Source organism: Arcticibacterium sp., from assembly GCF_055134445.1.
Window position 1 is genome coordinate 1 of the sequence record NZ_JBSRVI010000042.1, and the last position, 20,571, is coordinate 20,571.

Sequence of the window (20,571 nt, forward strand, 5' to 3'; positions counted from 1 at the left end):
AGGCGAGCATGCTAATACTATCATAAAAATGAGAAATAAAATCTGGTTCCTTTTGCTGTTTTTGATCGTCACAAAAACTTTGGCACAAATACCAGCAAGGGACAGTTTACAAGCTATTTTGAGCAAGACTACTGTGGATACAACCAAAGTGAACCTGATTATTCAGCTGAGTCGCTTTGAGCCTTCCTTTAAGAAAAGGATTGATTATGCCAATAAGAGTTTATCCTTGGCTCAAAAGATAAATTACAAAACCGGTCAAGCAAATGCAATGGAGCAATTAGGGGGCCAATATAGAGTATATGGAGATTATTCAACGGCATTGCATTATGCCTTTTCATCACTGCGTATAAGAGAAGAAACAAATGATACCGCGGGTATGTCACGAGGATACTTCATTATTGGACTGGTGTACGATAAAATGGGTGATATGCAAAATGCATTATCATATTTACAAAGAGCCATAAAGCATAATTCTCCGGAGAACATTCATATGGCGGCCACTGCACATGCAGCCGCTGGCAATATATATTACAATCTTAATAAATTGGATTCTGCACTACACTATTACCAAATCAGCTATGAACTCTTTAACGTTGACACCGTAAAATTAGCCTACTGTAAAACCCTTACGGGATTGGGAGATTTACAATTAAAAAAAGGCAAAAATGAATTAGCCATTGGATATTACCGAGAAGCTGAAAAGAATTGTATAATATACTCCGATACAACGGGTTTTTCCACTACCTACGACAAGATGGCAAAATTCTATCATGTCATTGGCAATAGAGATTCCACCATTAAGTACAGTCAACTTACATTAAAGTATGCCACTCCTTTAAAAAATTATGCTCAGATCAATACTTCTGCCACACTGCTATCCAAAATGTATCAAAATGAAGACCCCAAGATTTCTCTTCTTTATCTGCAAACAGCAAAAGCCGCCACAGATAGTTTATTTAGCCTACAAAAATCAGGGCAACTGCAAAGCTTATTATTGGGAGAAAAAGAAAAAGAAAATGCAGACATCGAGCAAAAATATATCAACGCTGCACTCAATAAAAAAACCATACAATTCGCTTTAATTGCCTTTGGTATCATTTGCTTTATTATTACATTTTTAATACTCAGCCGAAGTTTTATTACAAATACCAGGGTCATTCGCTTATTAAGTGGAATTGCGATGTTAATGGTGTTTGAATTTCTCAATTTGGTATTGCATACTTTTTTAGGAAGGCTAACACATCACTCACCATTATACATGCTTCTGGCTTTGGTTTGCATAGCTACATTGCTGGTACCGCTGCATCATAAATTAGATCAGTGGGCCACCACAAAATTGGTAGAGAATAATAAAGCGGTACGATTGGCTGCTGCAAAAAGAACAATAGAAAGATTGGATGAAAAACTTGGAAACATTTGATTTCAATTGCTATTGATTGGAACATAACTGGTCCTTTCTCTCCATCGTATGCTAATAAATTATAGCTCTCGCACAAAGAAGATAGGAGTATTCTACTTCAATTTGGGTGATATCATAAAGCTTTTTCAACACTACTTTCTGTCCTTTTCTACAAGGAAGGATTGTACTTTATTTCGATGATCAACATTTTAACAAGCGGATAAAGGCTCCTCCTCATTTGAGTAACCTCTTTTGTATTTGACAAAGTTTTGGTTTATCTTGTAAGTGATAAAATATCACAACAGTAGCCTCCTTATCGCTTGCCTGTGCTCCTTGCGGCAGATAAACAGCGAGACGCTGCTAGAGGAAAACTATTAATTGAATTACCATGAGATATCAAAAAACATTTACAATTATCGCTTTCTTCATCTCAGCAGCCACATTTGGGCAAAATCAATTTATTGGAGAAATAAAAATGTTTGGTGGAAACTTTGCTCCTAGGGGCTGGGCTTTGTGTAATGGACAACTCTTGCCTGTTAGCAGTTACGATGCTCTTTTTTCCTTGCTGGGTACAACCTACGGTGGTGATGGTCGAACCACTTTTGGACTGCCAGATTTAAGAGGTAGATCTGCTGTGCATCCTGGAAATGGCCCAGGTCTTCCTTCTGTTCGTTTAGGTGAAAAAGGTGGGTCAACAGACTTTACGCTTACAACAAATAATTTACCACCACATAGCCATAGTGGCCATATCAATGTATCTGACACCGAAGGCGATATATTTTATACCAATAACAGCTATATAGCAGATAGCAGCAGGGTGGTCTCTCAGCAATTTACCAATACCCCACCTACAGGAAGCAAGAGAATTCAGGGACTTCATATAAATAATACAGGAGGTGGCCAAAGCGTTTCAAAGCGTTCTCCTTTTCAAGCCGTAACTTATATTATTGCTTTGGAAGGAACTTATCCTAGTCGAAATTAAGAAAATAATTTTATGGGGTATATTCTATCAATATAGGTAGTCAAGAACTATGACTCTAAAATGCTATCTGTAAGTTGATTTCTGATTCAGAACCCTACTAAATTATGCCTAATTCCTTTTATTTTGGTAAATTCATATGGGTCATTTAGAAATAGTTTTATGAAATCTACAACCTTCATCTTATTCCTTTTTGCCATAGTTAATTCGTGCATTTCTCCGAAATCTGATTTAGACGAGCCTAAGCTAATTGCCTTTTTAAATAACTTTGAGAATAAAGCTTTCATAAGTGATTCAGATAGTCTTTTAGCTCTTTCGAGTTTGCCTCTTTCTATTGACGGTGAATTCGCTAGCCTCAGAAATTCTGATGGCTCCAGAGAAATCATTTTGCTAAACTTTGTGAGCGATGTAGAGCCGCATCTGAAAAATTATAATGCAATGGTGGCTGCTTTGGATTCATCGGAACTGGCACTTATTACAGAAATTATTCCTAAGTATGAGGCCTTGTTAGTTAGAAAAAACATGACTTGCACCCTCAACATCCCAGCGGTAACAGGTTTATGCAGAGCCACTTTTGGAAGGCATGCCGCACGTGGCCCATTTATGAAACGTTTTGAAAGTGCTCATAAAGTTTGTGAAAGAGGAAAAGGAGTTTGTGTAGAAAACTTAATACGGATTGGTCATATAGATTATTATTTCGATAATCAATGTTTAAACCCAGTGATTCCTTATACAGATTCTTCACGATTTGTTGTCCCAATTCGGCGTTGGGCATGTTGAAAATCAACTAGTGTTTTCACAAGAGAAGAATTGCTTTTCCCTTCCGCAGCTTATTCTAAGACAGGCAAAATTCTGCACAAGCGAGCATCTTCCTACAGCTTATAAAAGCTAAAATGACCGAATAATAAATATAAGATTTCCTTTCTTTTGAGTTTTCTTTTTTGATGAGGTTTTGCCGTATCTTGTAGTTAATATAAAACGTCAATATTGCAGAGTCCCTACCGGAGAATCTGAGAAGGGAAAAAACAGGTTTTGTATTTTTAGAATTCAAAAAAATTAAGAGTGAATTATGAGTGTCTTAAAAAGAAACAATGTAAATATCATAGGCGAGGGGAAAAAAGTGTTATTATTTTCCCATGGTTTTGGATGTGATCAGAATGCGTGGAATCATATGACAAAATATTTCACTAAAAATTACAAACTTGTTTTGCTTGATTTTGTGGGAGCAGGAAAATCTGATTTATTATCTTACGAACCAAAAAGATACTCCTCACTAGATGGCTACGCAAATGATATCATTGAGATATCAGATTCATTAGATTTAAAAAATGCAATATTTATAGGCCATTCAGTAAGCTGTATTATTGGGGCTTTGGCCTCAATAAAAAGGCCAGATATTTTTGAAAAACTCATTTTTATTGGACCATCACCATGTTATATTAGTTCAGGAGATTATATAGGCGGTTTTGATCGAGAAACAATAGACTCATTATTGGAGGTAATGGAAGAGGATTATATTTCATGGGCTAAATCAATTGCTCCCGACATAATAAACTCGGAAAATGGGAACGAACTTACCACTGAATTGACAAATAGCTTTTGCTCAATTGATCCTGTCATAGCTAAGCAATTTGCAAGAGTGACTTTTATGTCTGATAATAGAAAAGACCTCCCTTTAATACAAGTAGAAAGCCTAACTATACAATGTTCTGACGACATGTTAGCTCCTTTATCTGTCGGACAATATATCAATGCAAAGACCTCTAATAATACACTACACGTTTTAGAAGCACATGGACATTGCCCCCATATGAGTCACCCAATTGAAACGGCAAATGCGATTAATGTATTCTTAAACAGCTCTTTAAGTATTGCGTAATGTAAAATATTATGTATATTACTTTGAATACTAATCTAAAAATAATTATGAAAGAGAATAAAACAGTAGAGAAGAAAAAAAACAGTAGTAAACTAACATCTGAACTCTACGATTTGTATTCCCCACCAGTATATGGTAAAATCCTAAGTATTATTGATAAAGCTCCAATAGCAAACAAATTATTTGAGAAGGTATTTGTGTCAGCTTATACTGATAATGAAACTTTTCCTTTACGCAGCCCTTTAATGTCTTTAATTGACATAGCCGATGACAAAAGCCACAAAACACTTAAAGCTCTTACCATATTTAATGAATGTTGTTCAGGCTCAACAGTAAGTATTAAGGATAAAAAATAATTACCTAAGTGTTCAGAGCCAGAACCAAAATTTTGAACCTAAAAATGGCAAAATTAACAGCTTAATGTTTTATTTAAGGTGGTCAAGGTTTTTATGATTAGTTATTAAGATTCTTTTCACAATCCCATTTGCCTTTGTGCCATATGCACGTTTGCCTTCGACTGGTTTGCCAGCCGCTCCTCTCAGGCTGACGCTACTTTTGTCAGGTTGAGCATTATCAATGGCGGCAGCCCGGCACGAAACCTCGCAATAAAACTAAAACATCTAATTCTGCTTAGCCAAAACCTTGCACTCCGAAGCTTCCTCCAAAGGAGGATAAATGTAGCCCTGGAGAAGTGATTGCAAACCTCTCGTTTGAACTAGTACTCAGATATCGGCCAAAGGCTAATTACTCTGCTACGCAAGCTCTTTTCGACCTTGAGTGATATGTCTTTCGGTCTTCGGACCGATGGTTAAAATTTAATTACGCTAAATTAGATGAAACAAAAACCACAGCAATGAAAGAAGGATATGTAATTAGAGACCAAGGAGCAATTTACTTTCTGACGTTTACTGTGGTTGAATGGATTGATGTTTTTACGCGAAAAGATTATAGAGACATTATCATAGACAGTCTTAAATATTGCCAAAAGGCAAAAGGAATGAATATTTATGCTTTCGTAATAATGAGCAATCACATTCATATTATGATGCAATCTGAAAAGAAGGAATTATCAAACCTAGTACGAGATTTTAAAAAATATACTGCCCAAATGATTTTAAAGCGAGTGATGGATGGTCCAGAATCTAGGTCAGATTGGATGCTTAAAAGATTCGAATTTGCAGCCAATAACCATCAAAGAAATACAAAATATCAATTCTGGCAACTCAACAATCATGCTGAAGAGGTCTTTTCTGAACCTTTTATGTGGTCAAAAAAAATCGGGCGGCGTTCCGCTATATTCATATGAATCCAGTTAGGGCAGAAATTGTAGCTAAAGCTTCTGAATATTTGCATAGCAGTGCATTAAATTATGTGGGTAAGACTGGCTTGATTGATATTGAATTACCTTCAAACCCAATAATTGACCCTTTAAAGAAGGGATACCACTTAGACATTAATGAATGGTAAAAATCTATTTTTTTGTTAGACCATTTACCAGCGAACATTTGAGCGGTCTGAAGACCGAATGACATAACCACGAGGTCAAAAAGACCTCACGGAGCGGGAATTGTCAGTTCGAGCGAAGACGAGAACAGTCTATTTATGGACAATTTAAGGTCTTAGAATACTCTGAGAGGAAAAAAATACTTCTTATTGCGTAGGAGAAGCCATTTCTAATATAGACTCTTCAATAGTCTGATTTTTATGAATTAAACTTGAATTAAACCAACTTAATTTCACCTTGGAACTATCTACCGGGCTCTGATAAGCGAAAAGTATCTGTTCATCCATAAAATCCTCATCCAATTCAAGCCTATTAAGCATAGTAAAAGATTCACTTAAAAGATACTTTCTTGTCTTACGATTCAGTGCTATAAAAGTTATACTTGGTTTGTAGGACATTGCTGTATCCAACGTTTCCTTAGCAAATTCAGTTAACAATTTTTCATATTGACTCGGTCTTGATATCCAAATATTTTTAACGCCATAGACGTATTCGGTTTCACCTTGCATATAATGTTTCGTAGTAATATATTCAATATCCTCCATTTCAATTTTGGTCCTAAAAAAAATCCATATTTCAAAGTAGTACACAAGAAAAAGAACTAAGAATATAAAGCCCGCCATTTTCATTTTACCTCCCATATGCTTTTCATTTTAATTTCAGAAGTCAAATAATCCGTAAAAGTTTTATAATTATATTGATGTTTCAATATCCAATTTGACAAAACACCACCTCTATAATTATATTTAGCAACATTCACCGAACCTAGCACCATAATTGGCTTGCTTTAATCATTCTCGTCTACACCAAATATATAAAGGTATTGAACCAGTTCTGCAAAGCTTCCACTTCGTTGCCGTGTTCACAAACCTCTGGTTTGTAAAAAGAGATAAACTCGATGCCATTTCACCTTAAGCTTCAATCACCAAATTTAACAAAACCCCAAACCTCCCCGCCCCACAAAACGTATTTAATTACATTTGACAATCACATAAGAAACACATGCGTTACGAGGGGCCAAACCAGGAATATTTTGAGGTGGTAAACATTACCAGCGAAAACTGCTATTTGATAAAAGCCTCTAAAAACTCTGAGCTTTCTATGCTTTGGTTTGACTCCGACCAAAACCGCCTAAAAATAGATGGCGAAGAGCATGCCTTCAAAACCAACGAGCTGCTTTGCCTTACAGAATTTCATAAGGTAGAAACTGTCAACATTGACAAACTCAGACTCCTAAAATTTAACAAGCCTTTTTACTGCATTCTAGACCACGACAGCGAGATAAGCTGCCGAGGCATTTTATATTTTGGTGCGGCTACGCTACCCATCATAAGACCAAACGCTAAAGAACTAGACACCTTAGAAACCGTCTGGAAAATGCTGTGCATAGAAATGGAGTCGCGAGACAACCTACAGCTAGAAATGCTACAGATGATGCTAAAAAGAATGCTGATACTCTGTACCAGAATTTATAAAGAGCAGCTACAGTATGACATTTCGGGTGGTGAATATGTAGACAGCCTGCGTGCGTTCAATTATTTGGTAGAGCAGCACTTTAAAGAAAAACATAAAGTAGCCGACTACGCCGACCTCCTTCATATAAGTCCAAAGAGCCTTTCTAACCTCTTTAAGAAAATTGGCAGTAAAACGCCCCTTCAATACATTCAAGAAAGACGCTTGCTAGAAACCAGAAGACTTTTAAAGTATAGCGAGCGTAGTATTTCCGAAATTGCTTTCCAACTTGGCTTCTCAGATTTGCAGGCTTTCAGCCGTTTTTTCAAGAATAATGAGGGTATTTCGCCTAACGACTTCAAGAATTCTGAGCAAAAGGAAAAATTGCCAACTTAAAAGGAATTTCCGCCTATTTAGGCCTTCTCGTATTGCTGCACCTTTGTAACATCATTTTGATAAACAATTAAAACAACAATACGATGTCAACATTTAGTGTTCCAACAAGAGAAGAAGTTTCTGAAAACAATCAAGCAATTTTTGATAATCTTGAAAAAGGCTTAGGCTTTGTACCAAACCTTTATGCTTACTACGCCAAAAACGAAACGGCACTTGCAGATTACCTTGCTTTACAAAACCGTAAGTCAACACTTAAAGCCAAAGAAAGAGAAGTGATAAACTTGGTAGTGAGCGAGTATAATGGCTGTAAATATTGCCAGAGTGCCCACACCGTATTAGGTGGAATGAACGGTTTTACGGAAGAGCAAATCTTAGAATTAAGAGGTGGCACAGCCAGCTTTGATGCCAAAACAGACGCCTTAGTAAAGTTCACACTTTCTGCCGCTGCCAATAAAGGAAAAGCCTCCGCAGAAAGCTTAGCAGCATTCTTTGCAGCAGGCTATACCGAAGCAAATTTGATAGATGTGGTGATAATAATAGGTGACAAAACCATCAGTAATTACATCCATAACCTTGCAGGTTTCGCCATTGATTTCCCATTGGCTCAGGAATTAAACGCAGAATTAGTTTAACAGCTCCAAAGGAGCAACATATGCTTAGCGAGGAGTCTTACCCCTCGCATAAAGCAAAATCATATTTTATAAAATTTCAATAACACTGGTATCCACTAAATATTAAAAAGCAAATTCCTTTTATCTCCCTGTACTGTTTGAACATGGTCAAAATTCAAACATTAAAAAAAACATAAACCAACAGTAATAAGAATTTTGTCTGTGTGAGTTTACAGGCGGTCGGCCGCTGCCGGGCTGTTTTTTTTGGAGGAACGCCTCCCCGGTTCGTTTTTTTTCGAACGGTGCGACGCCTCGAAAAAAATGACGTCCCCACTGGAAAGTGAGCGAAGAATAAAGAAACCGAAGTTTGATAAATACAGAAAAGGCTTCTTTCATTTCCTGAATGGACGTTTTGATTTTTAAGGAAACCCACAAATAACAATACAATGAAAAATCTATTAGCTGCATTAGTAGCAACATTCGCTCTTACATTTTCTACCACTACTTACGCTCAGTCTGACGCCAAAGTGGTAACATTAGAACAAACTGAAGGTGCATTTACGCAAAAAAGCTTAACGCTAGAGCCGGGTACCTATGTATTTAAAGTTGCCAATAATGGTGTAAACCATGACCTTGGTTTTGTGCTAACGCCAAAAGGAAAATCTGACGAAGCCCACCATATTAAAGAGGCTTATGTAACAGAACTTATCAAAGAAGGAACAAGCTCAACAAGTAAAGTAGTGACTTTGGAAAAAGGTGAATACGAGTACTTTTGCCCACTAAACCCTACGCCTAAGTATACCTTGGTGGTGAAATAAGAAAAAATACAAATTATGAACAAAAATGCCCCAAGGTAAATTTACCAAGGGGCATTTTTTATCTATGTAAAAGAGCCATTTTCTATGCCGCTTCTGCAGCCTGTTCTCTCATACGGTTAGAAGGGAGAATCAAGAAATCTACTCGTCTGTTTTTATTTCTATTTATTTTACTACTGTTCTGAAAGTCAGGGTATTTCTCACCATAACTATCTATAAAAAATCTGCTTTCATCTATACCACAACCTTTCAAGTAGTTAGCCGCAATCGCTGCTCTTCTAAATGCTAATTTATCGTTAAAATCTGCAGAACCGGCTGCATCTGTACGTCCGGCCACCAATATATAGGTCTCTGGTTCTTGTTGAAGATTAAAGGCTAGTTTCCTTAAAGCTGTTTTAGCGTTTTCGTTAAGTACATAATCTTCCACTCCATACATATCTCCTTGGTCTAAGGCTACTACTATACCCTCTCCAAAATGTAAAACGGTAGCATCTTCAACTAAATTGGCCGCTAAATCTTTAGAATATTTTTTCATCCAACCAGATAAAACACTGCTCGTGGCTCCTTGAGAACTGTATTTGGCAATAGTATCTGCTAATGGGAAATTATAGGCTACTTCGTTATTATAAACCTCATCGGTAAAAATGACTTTATCTTCTGCCACAGAATTGTTGGTAGGAATCAAATCCTGTGAATCCATATCTTCTGCCATTTCGGTATCCATGTCTGTTTCATTCATGGATGAAGAGTCTGAGTTGCTATTACAACCGAAAACAAAAGCAGAAAGGCATATAGAACCAATTAGTATTTTTGCGTATTTCATAATTTTAAAAGTTTTGATTTGTACGGAGAGTACTTAAAAGCGTATTCCATTTACCTTTCTTATGTACATTCTGAGGAAAGTGTAGAAATTTCACCCCTGTTACTTAGGAATCCGTGGTGCTTTTATTGAACCCGCTTTATGCATTAGAAAATCTCCCGATAGCTATCGGGACTGAAGCTAAATTGCTTCAAATCACTTCGTAAACCCATTTAAACTCAATCACCAGAGCGGTGCTATGCTAATCTCTTTTAAATGTCTGATTTATTACACTTTAGGCACTCATTACAATTCTCCATTGCATAAACCGGGTTGAACATCCTTTCCATCCCAGTTTTCAAAGAACAAGTAATGGTCTTCATCCTTGAATTTATATGATGTGAAACATCCATACTGGACATTTAAAGGCATTCGTTGAATGAAACTCAAGGGAAATAATTAATATAGCTCTTAGGAGTTCAACATTATTTACAAAGAGCATATGCCCAAAAGCGTAAAATTTGATTTTGAAATATACTTCACCAACGGTGGCAACATCAAAGGTGAAGACTTTCGTCTTGATTTAGATGGCGATCAAGTTTCTGACCAAGAACTGTCAGATTATATTGTTTCAAATTTGAACCTTTTGATGGTAGAGAAAACTAAGATTTTCAATAAAATCATTTTTGAGGAAGCTCATAGAAGTAAATTTATTAAGCGTAAAACGGATGCTAATTTACTCGTCGATTTAAGTCACACCATAGAAAATGGGCTTATTACTTATAAAGGTCTCCCTGCCCCTATTATATGTGATTTCCTGAGCCGTGAAGATTCAAAACGTTTTTACGAGGAAGGCACCCAATTTCAAATTGGTAAAATAGAGATGGTGACCAACACCGGCACCTACATAGACTGCCCATTTCACCGCTACCAAGATGGAAAAGACCTTTCAGAAGTTGCACTAGAGCGTTTTGTAGACTTGGATGCCGTAGTTATTCGTGTTCCCTTTTCGGAAACTATAGAAATCACAGCGGAACATCTCAAAAACTGTGAAATCAGAAATAAGGCGGTATTAATCCAAACGGACTGGGATCAACACTGGAATACAGAACAGTATTTTGAAAATAACCCTTATTTGACCGAAGGAGCAGCTGCCTACCTGAGAGACTGCTCCGTAAAACTAGTAGGCATAGACTCTCATAACATTGATGATACCCGAGGAAAAAGCAGACCTGTACACTCCACACTTTTAGGGGCAGAAATTCTGATAGTGGAACATTTGTGCCATCTCTACTTACTCCCAAATGATGGTTTTACGTTCAGTGCCGTTCCGCCAAAATTTAAAGGTGTGGGTACTTTCCCAGTTAGGGCTTTTGCTAAACTGAATAAGTAAGCAAAATCACTTGGCATTTCAACCCAATTTAAAAAAAGTAAAAGATTAGCATTTTTGTTGTCGCATATACTATATTTGCAACAACAAAACAAACATTTACCAATGAGACGACTAGAATTCACATCCCTTCAAGTGACAGACTTAGAAGCTTCCAAGGCTTTTTACACCGAAAAACTTGGCTTTGAAGTATCCGAAATGAAAAATCCTGATGCTATCATTTTCAAGTTTAATAAGGGTGATGCCAGCTTTGCTATCAGAAAGCCTTTTGGCAGTTTGGAGAAAAAAGAACTTGGAATTGGCGTATCCACTTGGTTCGTAATTGATGAAAATATTGAAGAACTACATGCCACATTTTTAGAAAGAGAAGTCAAAATTTTGGGAGAAATCATGCAAACTCCCTTTGGTAAGGCCCTCCACGTATTAGACCCAGATGGTTATAAACTTACTTTTTTGGAACAAAACCAATGATCATGAAACAGAAATATTGGATAATAGTAGCCTCAAAAGACCACGTAGAAACGGGCGTATCAGAGGGCATAGCACAGGCCTGCCATGGAAAAGTGGCACCTTTAAAAAGGATGAAGAAAAACGATTTTGTCTTATTCTATTCGAGTAAAAACACTCTTGGTAAACCTGACAAATGCCAAGCTTTTACGGCCATAGGAAAGGTAAAAGACGATGAAATCTTCCAATTCCAGATGACACCAGATTTTTGTCCATCTAGACGACGAATTGACTTTCTACCAAGTACTTCCATCTCCATCTTACCATTGATCAACGACTTGCACTTTATTCAAAACAAAAAGCATTGGGGATATCCATTTCGTTTAGGTTTCTTTGAAATAAATAAACACGACTTTGATTTAATTTCAACCCAAATTCATCAAGGAACCCATGCCTAAAAAAATAGAATTCCGCTTTAAAAGCCCTAACGATAGCCCAGGCTATCTTCTGGGGCAGGTCACTGTACTTTGGCAAAGAAAACTAAAAAAGAAGCTTGACCCCATAAATCTAACTCACACGCAGTTTATTATTCTGGCGGCACTTGGTTGGCTTTCTAGAGAAAACAACAAGGTGACTCAGGTGGATATTGCCAATCAAGGTAACTTGGACAGAATGATGGTTTCTAAAGTATTAAGAACATTAGAATTTAAAAAATTCTTAAGCCGTCAAGAACACGAAACAGATACCAGAGCCAAAATTATCCAGCTCACTAAAGCCGGTGCAGAAATACTTCAAAATGCTATTATAAAAGTAGAGGAAGCAGACCAAGAGTTTTTCTCTTCATTAAGCCCAAACCTGGCTGTATTTAATAACAATATGGTTGGGCTGATAAGTGAGAACAAGCCTAAATAGAATTCATTACGTGACTATATGCTTATCCGAATAGATTCAGTATTAATTGATTCTATTTCAGGCATGGAGAAATATGTTTAACATTGTACTTAAGCTCAACCCAAAAAAGCTCAAGCTTCTTAATGAAAAAACATTTACTCCTTCTCAGTCTATTTGCTGCATTCACATTATACTCTTGTACTAAAACCCATCCAGCAATTTCTTATGAAGAAATTCACATAGACGCTCCCTTTGAAATGGACACTATAAAAGTCCCTAATTTCAGTGCCTTTAAATCCTTTTCCATTTTAGATTTTGGAGCAGAAGCCGGAAACCAACAAAAAACGACGCAGGCCATTGCAAAGGCCATTACCCAAGCAAATAAAAATGGTGGAGGACGAGTAATTATTCCATCAGGCGAATGGTTAACTGGTCCTATTCATTTTAAAAGCAATGTGGAATTACATCTTTCAGAGGGTGCTATACTTTTATTTTCTGACAATCCAAAAGACTACCTACCGGCTGTTCATACGTCATGGGAAGGCATGGAATGTTTTAATTATTCGCCACTGATTTATGCTTTTGAGTCACAAAATATCGCCATCACTGGTACAGGCGAATTAAAAGCTAAAATGGATGTTTGGGAAGAGTGGTTTGCCAGACCAGCTCCTCATATGAACAGCCTTAAACATCTTTACACCATGGCTGCCAAGGGTGTTCCTGTGGAAGAAAGACAAATGGTAAACGACAGCTCGAACTTAAGACCACATTTCATTCAGTTCAACCGCTGTCAAAACATCTTGGTAGAAGGGATTACTATCACCAACAGTCCCTTCTGGACTATTCACCCTTACCTTTCAAAAGACGTTGTCATTCGAAACATAAAAGTGTATGCCCACGGGCATAATAATGATGGCGTTGACCCAGAAATGAGTCAAAACGTATTGATAGAAAACTGCATTTTAGATCAAGGCGATGACGCTGTTTCTATAAAATCAGGGAGAAATCAAGATGCATGGCGACTGCATACACCATCTAAGAATATCGTTCTTAGAAATCTTACGGTGAAAAATGGTCATCAATTATTAGCACTTGGAAGCGAACTATCTGGTGGAATAGAAAACGTTTTTGTAGACAACTGTGAAGTACTGGATGGTGCTAAGTTATCTCACCTACTTTTTATTAAAACCAACGAACGTAGAGGTGGTTATGTCAAAAACATCTTTATAAATAATGTAAAATCTGGCAAAATAGATAAAGGAGTTTTAGGTATTGAAACCGATGTGCTTTACCAATGGCGTAACCTTGTGCCCACGTATGAGCGTAGACTTACGGCTATTAGCGACATTCAACTTACAAATGTAAAATCTACCGATGTAGCGTTTGTTTCTCGAATTTTAGGGCAAGAAGAGCTACCTGTTGAGAATGTTTCGTTGAAAAATGTCAGCGTCGATACATTTAAAGAAAAAAAGCATATTCATGAAAATGTCATAAATTTCACGGAGGAATAATTCTAATTTTTTTAGCTAATACCTAGACTTTAAATTCCTTACTTTTAAACAAAAAAAACGATGTCGTACTGTAAATTTTGTCAAGACCTACCAGAAGATAATGTCCATAAATATTATCACGACAATCAGTATGGCTTCCCTTTAGAAACCGACAATGAGCTTTTTGAGCGACTTATTTTAGAAATCAATCAGGCAGGGCTTTCATGGAATACCATTCTGGTCAAAAAAGATAATTTCTATAAGGCCTATGATGGTTTTGATATAGGCATTGTAGCGTCTTACCCCGAAGCCGAAAGAGAAAGACTTCTTTCTGATGCTGGTATTATCAGAAACAAACTCAAAGTAAACGCAGCCATTCATAATGCTAACGTCATTCTAGACCTCCAAAAAGAGCATGGAAGCTTTAAAAAGTGGGTTGAAATCAACCACCCGCTTTCGAAAGAAGCTTGGGTGAAATTGTTCAAAAAGCGATTCAAATTTGTAGGTGGAGAGATTGTCAATGAATTTCTTCAAAGCACGGGCTACCTACCCACCCCACATGATAAAGATTGTCCTGTTTATGCTAAGGTTGAGGTGGCGAGGAAGAGCATGGGTATTTATTGATTTTGTTTTTACCAATGTTACGTCCTTAAGAGACTTGTCCTTGTTTTTCTGTCCTTTTTCTACTTAGGTTAAGTCCCTAACGGGACTTGTTTAACTCTGCTTCTTTGTTATTCTACCGAGGTTACGTCCCTAACGGGACTTGTTGGACTTTGCTTCTTTGATATCCGTGGTATCAAAAGCCCTGAAGGGGCTTAAGATGAATAGAAAACATCCCAACCTTTAAAATTTTCTTCGGCGGACTTTTTGCATTTATGCAAACAGTGTTACAAAAGATTCTACAATGTTATTGTTCCAACTTATCTATCATCACAAAAACCGAACTCCAAGCGGGTATTGTTACCCTAATACCATCTTTAGTTTTTGCAGATTTGGTTTTTATGGTGTCATAATTTGACGGACCACCTGCAGCTCCTGAAGGAGCTTCACCATTCACAATTACCTTTCTTGAGAAATCTCCATTATCTGTTCCACCAGCTAAATTATACCAATAATATCTTTCGCCAGCGTTAAAGTTTTCTGTTTTAATCTCTACATTTTGCGGTTTACCAGTAGTGTTGACCAAGGTCACACTTACCTCTCCAGAACTATAAGTGGAAGCATAAGATTTAATTGAAGACGGGATAGCTCCCACTGCCGTAGCTTTAGAAGAAACCATTCTATCTCCAATGGTCTTCTGGAAATAGTACATGTGATAAAACGAAGGCCTTGCATTCATTTTAGGATCATCAGAGGCTCCTCCATCACTAAAAAGTCCATGATCATTTCCGTTTTCCCAGCCATTATATAAATCCCATCTGGCTGCCATACCATATTTATTTTTGATAGATTCTGCCTGAACAATGACCGCAAAAGCCCCACTGGTATTAGACACTTGCTGCATTCTATCTTTGGCCCACATGTTCCACTCCGTAAATGCTATAGGCTTCGCTTGACCTCCATTTATACTAATTTCATTTCGAACAAAATTCATCATTTTTTCAGGTAGAGCTATGGCATCTTTTAGAATATTAGCCGCTTCCGAATTTTCATTATAAGGCGTAATGTAGTTATGGGCAATATAAAAGTCGGCTTGATTATCTATATTCTTTATCAGCCCTTCATTCCAAGTTCTGGTGGTATTAGACTGCCAATCTTGTATAACAGATTCTTGCATAACGGCCCCAATTTTAATTTCCGAACCAATTTCTGCCGCCGCATTTCGCATAGAATCCGCAAAAACCTTAAAGTGCTTGGCGTACAGTGCTCCCGTCAAAAACTCTGGTTGCCCATCTTGATTTTTACTGAGGTCTATTCTATTTCCTTTTTCCCATGTACCGTAATTTTCATTTCCCACCTCCCAGAGTTTGGTGCGACCATTATCATATCTTACCCAGTCGGCAGCGAGTTTAGCCGCCATAGCCACAGGGTCTTTACTGGTGCCGTATCTGGCAAAACTATAGTTTACGCATATACTTCCTTCATTTTGGGTCGTCGCCAGCAAACTGTAATAATTCTCTAAAGATCCACGCCAATTGTCTTTCGTCTGACCATAGAAGAACCTAGCATCTTCTAACAGCCCATTCTCATTCATAAACTGCTTAGGCACACCCCATTTCTCCATGTATTCGGCAGATGGTGTTTCTTTAAAACCACTTACATTTGGGTCGTCTACAGGATTTGTATTCCAGAAATAAACATTACTCCCACTCCCTGCTGGCCATCTTATAACATGAAGGTTTAAGTTACTAATATCACGAATTAGGCTCGGTGAGTCTACAAAAGTCCCCATCCATGTATTCGCATTATGTCCAAAAATCTTGTTTGGTATTTTGGTGATAATCTCAGATGCATTGAGTGTGACCGTTTGCGTGGTAGTCGAAGGAGTCGTCCCATCTACATATTCGGGTTTTTTAAAAGTTTTAGGCTGCCAGTCATCTAGAAAAAAGCCTATAGTAGACGCTAGCTCAGGATCAATTGCTGGCTGCACCTCTACTATATCTATGGGCGTTTCATCATCTGGAATCACCACACTTTTAGAACACGAGAACAAAAAAAAGAGATAAAGAATTATCACTGTTTTGATTTGAAAAGTACTTATCATTTTCTTCTTTTTTAGTTTTAAAACATTCATTCTAAAACTTTGTTATTTATTAAGAACTGAGCCTCCATTAGCATCAAAAACCTCAATGGATATGATGTTATCTGAGAGCATCAGGTTTCTGGAAGACTGCGACATAAATGAGCTTCCATAGTTAATTTCAATTTTCCTTTTAACGCCACTTTTAAGCGTAGCTATACCATAGACGTCTGTAGGTTTCGGTCTTATCATCCTAACAGCGTAACCCAGTGCAAAACTTTTTAATCCTGCCCTGTTTTGTGAGACTAAGAATACTGGTTTACCTTCTGCGTCGGTAACACTGACCAATGCCTTGGCATCTCCTTTCGTGAGAAAACCACTTTGCTTTAAAGTATTAGCTTTAAAACCGCCAATTCCATTTCCTGAAAGTAACAGACCATTAAAAGCATCCAGTCGTCCTACCGAAACTTCATTTCCGTGATCATTACCCACCATAAGGACATCTAAAAAGCCATCTTGGTCAAAATCTTCCACCAGCATTCCAAAAACCGGAGCAGTCTGAGCTGCGGAAGGCAAAGCAGTAATACTGAAATTCCCCTGACCTAAATTCTCTATATAACTGCTTTCTACCGTATTGACTTTTAGCACTAAGGCATCTTTAACATCATCTTTTGCCAGAATACTATAAATGGTAGATTTGGAGAATTTCTCGTAATTGTCGAACCGCTGTCTTAAAGCGTTAATCTGCTTAAAGAGGTCGTCTCTCACATTAAAAGCTACCTCTTTTTTCTCTTTATCTTCTGTCAAATAATGCACCGTAGGAATGGCATCAAAAACACCATCCTTATCAAAGTCTTTGGCATAAATAGTTAGAGGTGTTTCTTGAGATATTTTATAATTATTGTTTTGACCCAGATTACCTACCACATAATCTAGATCGCCGTCGTTGTCAAAATCTCCAGAGACAATACTATTCCAAAATCCAATCTTGTCCTGAAGCGATTTAGACTTCACAGGCTCAAATTGAGTTCCTTTTAGATTTTTAAGCATGGTGATGGGCATGGCCTCTCCCACCACTATTATATCTTGCCAACCGTCATTATCAAAATCTGTCCAGATGGCATCACTTACCAAACCTATTCCTCTTAGACCTGGGGCCAAACTTGAGCTTACATCGGTAAACTTTATCCCGTTTTTAGAATCATTTCTAAGGATAAAACTATTACTCGGTTTCGGGTATTGGTCTACTTCTAACCTCCCCCCAATAAATAAATCCAAGTCCCCATCTTTGTCAAAATCTGCCGCTTTCACCGCCGAACCACTTTTAAGAAAATTGGGCAAAGCATCTACTGCCAAACGGAAATTCCTATAACCATCATTTTCGTACAATCGATCTTGGTAATGGACAGAACTCGGAGACGATTCATTACTTCCACTTACAATATACAAATCCAAATCTTTATCTCCGTCTGCATCAAAAAGCAGCACGCCCATATCTTCAGCAGCACTTTTGGGGTCGGCAAACACCTTTTGAGCAAAACCTCCTGAAGGCTTTTGAATTAAAAACACACCAGAATGACGGGCAGCCCCACCTATAAAAACATCCTCTAATCCATCGCCATTGATATCTCCCACTGCCATAGCAGGACCATATTGAGAAAACTTATGTGGAATCAGTTTTTGAATATGGAAATCTATAAAATCGGTTTCTTTATGAAGATAATTTATAGCAAGTTCGGCCGTATTATCCATGAATATCCCCTTTGACTTAGTACTAGAATTCTCGGGATAAACAGCAGTAGCCTCGCTCACTACTAAAGTTTGATTGGCTTTAACGCCTTTTAGTTTCGATTCTTTACCACTTTGCCATTTAATATTAACTTCCGCTACCTCTGCTACTTTCCCTAAACCAAAATGAGCGACATTTTCAATGGTAGATAAATACCCTCTATAAGGCGTGTTTTCATACACTTGCATTAAACCATTGCCATAGCTTATTTCTATAAGGGCCCCATGACCATTAATATTACCCTCACCACCTTCACATTTAACTCGCAGAAAATGATGATTTTCTGAACGCCCATTATTAAGATAAACAAAAGCGGCTTCGTTTATATTATTGACCACATAATCCAGGTCTCCGTCATTATCAAGATCGGCATAAGCGGCCCCATTTGAAAAACTAGGTTTCACTGTACCCCACTGCTCATTAACTTCCTCAAAAAAAGGAGTTTCGCTGTTTCCTGAGTTCCTAAAAGACTTGTTGGCCACTTTTCTGGAAGGCAACATTCCTAAGAGTTCTTCCAATGTCGCTTTTCTTTGTACCGCAGCCGGAAAACCATAAACAATATAATCTAAATCTGTAATGTCTTTGGGGAAACCATTGGTAATAATAAGATCTCTAAACCCATCATTATCAAAATCTGTAACCAATGGGCACCAACTCCAATCTGTTTCTGCCATACCTGCCATTAGACCTATTTCGCTAAAAACGGGTATTCCCGTGCTAGCATCAATTCCGGCATTTAGCTGCAGGGTATTTCTGGCATATTGATAGTTATAACCATACATCTCATTATTCTGATAAGTGGAATAATTATTAGCAGGCACCATCATTTTCTTTCTAGCGTTCTGCTCAGGAAGCATGTCTAAGGCCACAATATCCACCAAACCATCATTATTAAGATCTGCCACTTCATTACCCATAGCGGAGTAAGAAGTATGTTTAAAATAAGCAGAAGACTGATCTGTAAATGTGCCATTCTGATTGTTTATATAGAGGATGTCATCTGAAAGAAAATCATTGGTAATGAAAATATCTTTCCAGCCATCTCTGTTTATATCTGTAATATTAATGCCCAAACCATAGCCATCTTTTAAGATTCCTGCACTTTTTGACACATCTGTAAAATGCGGATTTTCGTTGGTCCCGTCGTTTTTATAAAGCTTATCGGTTCTTTTAGAAGACCCATCTATCACCTTTTCTACATACTTATTTGGATAGCCGTGCTTCTCCAACTCATTCACCAAAAGAAAAAGATCTAAATCTCCGTCATTATCATAATCAAAGAAAGCAGCATGGGTCGTGTGGCTGGTATCTGCCACACCATATTCCGAGGCCAAATCTTTAAAAACGGGCACCCCCGCGTCATCGATTCCCTGATTAATATAAAATAAATTGGCTCTTAAGCTGGCCGTTGGATTTACGGTGGCAGAAACATAGATATCCATCAGTCCATCATTATTGATATCTACTGCTGATGCCCCAGAGCACCATTTTGCATTCGCAGAAACACCGCTCAAGTCCGTTACATCTTCAAACTTTATGGAAGCACCTCCTTTATTAAGATAAAGCTTATTGTTGACTTGATTCCCCGTAAAATAGACATCGACGTGGCCATCATTATTGAAATCTGCCAATGCCACACCCCCACCGTTATAGAGGTACTCAAAACTAAACACGTTACGCTCATTGGTTTCTGTGATGGTATTTGAAAACGTAATCCCAGACTCCTCGGAAGAAAGTAAATGGAACAAAGTAGCCTCCTTTTCTTTACAAGAAAGAAAAAGGCTTCCCATTAAAACCACTGTAAGCAGTATGTTTTTCACAGATTTCATTAAATCTTAAAGACTAGATTCTGGTGTCTTGATGCTCAAAACCTTTATTTATAGAAAATAGTAGCCAGACAAAACGCTAACTACTATTTAAACCCGCTTTATTCATTAGAAAATCTCCCGATATTTATCGGGACCGTAGCTAAATTGCTTCAAATCAGTTTACGTCGTCAAGCTCAGCACAGGCCAAATCCATTTAAACTTAATCACCAGAACCTTTCGAC

Annotated in this window: 20 protein-coding genes; 16 read left to right on the plus strand and 4 right to left on the minus strand. The window is 37.6% G+C overall.

Annotated features, from left to right (window positions below; genetic code table 11):
• The 7 genes from ACTBZY_RS06325 to ACTBZY_RS06355 all read left to right on the plus strand — a co-directional run.
• On the plus strand, positions 1 to 1,420 hold a 1,420-nt coding region (locus ACTBZY_RS06325; protein WP_463045504.1), incomplete at its 5' end, for a tetratricopeptide repeat protein.
• A 367-nt stretch (positions 1,421 to 1,787) separates the two neighbouring features.
• Complete coding sequence (locus ACTBZY_RS06330; protein ID WP_463045505.1) at positions 1,788 to 2,381, plus strand: phage tail protein; 594 nt, start codon at positions 1,788 to 1,790, stop codon at positions 2,379 to 2,381.
• A 159-nt stretch (positions 2,382 to 2,540) separates the two neighbouring features.
• A complete protein-coding gene (locus ACTBZY_RS06335) occupies positions 2,541 to 3,158 on the plus strand; it encodes a hypothetical protein (protein WP_463045506.1) in 618 nt (205 codons plus the stop codon).
• A 289-nt stretch (positions 3,159 to 3,447) separates the two neighbouring features.
• Complete coding sequence (locus ACTBZY_RS06340) at positions 3,448 to 4,257, plus strand: alpha/beta fold hydrolase (protein WP_463045507.1); 810 nt, start codon at positions 3,448 to 3,450, stop codon at positions 4,255 to 4,257.
• Positions 4,258 to 4,304: 47 nt separating this feature from the next.
• Positions 4,305 to 4,613 (plus strand): hypothetical protein, encoded by a 309-nt coding sequence (locus ACTBZY_RS06345; RefSeq protein WP_463045508.1) that lies wholly within the window; start codon positions 4,305 to 4,307, stop codon positions 4,611 to 4,613.
• 497 nt (positions 4,614 to 5,110) lie between these two features.
• The gene (locus ACTBZY_RS06350; protein WP_463045509.1) at positions 5,111 to 5,563 is read left to right on the plus strand and encodes a transposase; all 453 of its coding nucleotides are present in this window, start codon (positions 5,111 to 5,113) and stop codon (positions 5,561 to 5,563) included.
• Positions 5,560 to 5,724 carry a hypothetical protein gene (locus tag ACTBZY_RS06355; RefSeq protein ID WP_463045510.1) on the plus strand — a complete coding sequence of 55 codons (165 nt, stop codon included), beginning with the start codon at positions 5,560 to 5,562 and terminating at the stop codon, positions 5,722 to 5,724. The genes ACTBZY_RS06350 and ACTBZY_RS06355 overlap by 4 nt, the downstream gene beginning before the upstream one ends.
• 183 nt (positions 5,725 to 5,907) lie before the next feature.
• On the opposite strand, the gene ACTBZY_RS06360 is transcribed toward ACTBZY_RS06355, so the two are convergent.
• The gene (locus ACTBZY_RS06360) at positions 5,908 to 6,402 is read right to left on the minus strand and encodes a hypothetical protein (RefSeq protein WP_463045511.1); all 495 of its coding nucleotides are present in this window, start codon (positions 6,400 to 6,402) and stop codon (positions 5,908 to 5,910) included.
• A gap of 361 nt (positions 6,403 to 6,763) precedes the next feature.
• Here ACTBZY_RS06360 and ACTBZY_RS06365 point away from each other — a divergent pair, with 361 nt between their 5' ends.
• From ACTBZY_RS06365 to ACTBZY_RS06375, 3 genes are all read left to right on the plus strand, one after another.
• On the plus strand, positions 6,764 to 7,609 hold the full coding sequence (locus tag ACTBZY_RS06365) for a helix-turn-helix domain-containing protein (protein WP_463045512.1): 846 nt from the start codon (positions 6,764 to 6,766) through the stop codon (positions 7,607 to 7,609).
• A gap of 83 nt (positions 7,610 to 7,692) precedes the next feature.
• Entirely contained in the window at positions 7,693 to 8,241 is a 549-nt protein-coding gene (locus tag ACTBZY_RS06370) for a carboxymuconolactone decarboxylase family protein (RefSeq protein WP_463045513.1), read from the plus strand.
• 425 nt (positions 8,242 to 8,666) lie between these two features.
• Positions 8,667 to 9,038 (plus strand): cupredoxin domain-containing protein, encoded by a 372-nt coding sequence (locus ACTBZY_RS06375; protein ID WP_463045514.1) that lies wholly within the window; start codon positions 8,667 to 8,669, stop codon positions 9,036 to 9,038.
• Between the two features lie 82 nt (positions 9,039 to 9,120).
• Here ACTBZY_RS06375 and ACTBZY_RS06380 read toward each other — a convergent pair whose 3' ends face one another.
• Positions 9,121 to 9,858, minus strand: coding sequence for an OmpA family protein (locus ACTBZY_RS06380; RefSeq protein WP_463045515.1), 738 nt, complete (start codon positions 9,856 to 9,858; stop codon positions 9,121 to 9,123).
• A 478-nt stretch (positions 9,859 to 10,336) separates the two neighbouring features.
• On the opposite strand from ACTBZY_RS06380, the gene ACTBZY_RS06385 reads away from it, so the two are divergent.
• The 6 genes from ACTBZY_RS06385 to ACTBZY_RS06410 all read left to right on the plus strand — a co-directional run bounded on the left by ACTBZY_RS06385 (position 10,337) and on the right by ACTBZY_RS06410 (position 14,676).
• Positions 10,337 to 11,227, plus strand: a complete 891-nt coding sequence (locus ACTBZY_RS06385; RefSeq protein WP_463045516.1) for a cyclase family protein — start codon at positions 10,337 to 10,339, stop codon at positions 11,225 to 11,227.
• A 102-nt stretch (positions 11,228 to 11,329) separates the two neighbouring features.
• A complete protein-coding gene (locus ACTBZY_RS06390) occupies positions 11,330 to 11,695 on the plus strand; it encodes a VOC family protein (protein ID WP_463045517.1) in 366 nt (121 codons plus the stop codon).
• A gap of 2 nt (positions 11,696 to 11,697) precedes the next feature.
• On the plus strand, positions 11,698 to 12,129 hold the full coding sequence (locus ACTBZY_RS06395; RefSeq protein WP_463045518.1) for an EVE domain-containing protein: 432 nt from the start codon (positions 11,698 to 11,700) through the stop codon (positions 12,127 to 12,129).
• Positions 12,122 to 12,583: a MarR family winged helix-turn-helix transcriptional regulator gene (locus ACTBZY_RS06400; protein ID WP_463045519.1), complete on the plus strand. Its 462-nt coding sequence runs from the start codon at positions 12,122 to 12,124 to the stop codon at positions 12,581 to 12,583. The genes ACTBZY_RS06395 and ACTBZY_RS06400 overlap by 8 nt, the downstream gene beginning before the upstream one ends.
• Positions 12,584 to 12,705: 122 nt before the next feature.
• A complete protein-coding gene (locus ACTBZY_RS06405; RefSeq protein ID WP_463045520.1) occupies positions 12,706 to 14,073 on the plus strand; it encodes a glycoside hydrolase family 28 protein in 1,368 nt (455 codons plus the stop codon).
• Positions 14,074 to 14,133: 60 nt separating this feature from the next.
• On the plus strand, positions 14,134 to 14,676 hold the full coding sequence (locus ACTBZY_RS06410; protein WP_463045521.1) for a DNA-3-methyladenine glycosylase I: 543 nt from the start codon (positions 14,134 to 14,136) through the stop codon (positions 14,674 to 14,676).
• 283 nt (positions 14,677 to 14,959) lie between these two features.
• On the opposite strand, the gene ACTBZY_RS06415 is transcribed toward ACTBZY_RS06410, so the two are convergent.
• Positions 14,960 to 16,756 (minus strand): hypothetical protein, encoded by a 1,797-nt coding sequence (locus ACTBZY_RS06415; protein ID WP_463045522.1) that lies wholly within the window; start codon positions 16,754 to 16,756, stop codon positions 14,960 to 14,962.
• A 42-nt stretch (positions 16,757 to 16,798) separates the two neighbouring features.
• The gene (locus ACTBZY_RS06420; RefSeq protein ID WP_463045523.1) at positions 16,799 to 20,350 is read right to left on the minus strand and encodes a VCBS repeat-containing protein; all 3,552 of its coding nucleotides are present in this window, start codon (positions 20,348 to 20,350) and stop codon (positions 16,799 to 16,801) included.
• Positions 20,351 to 20,571 lie beyond the last annotated feature (221 nt).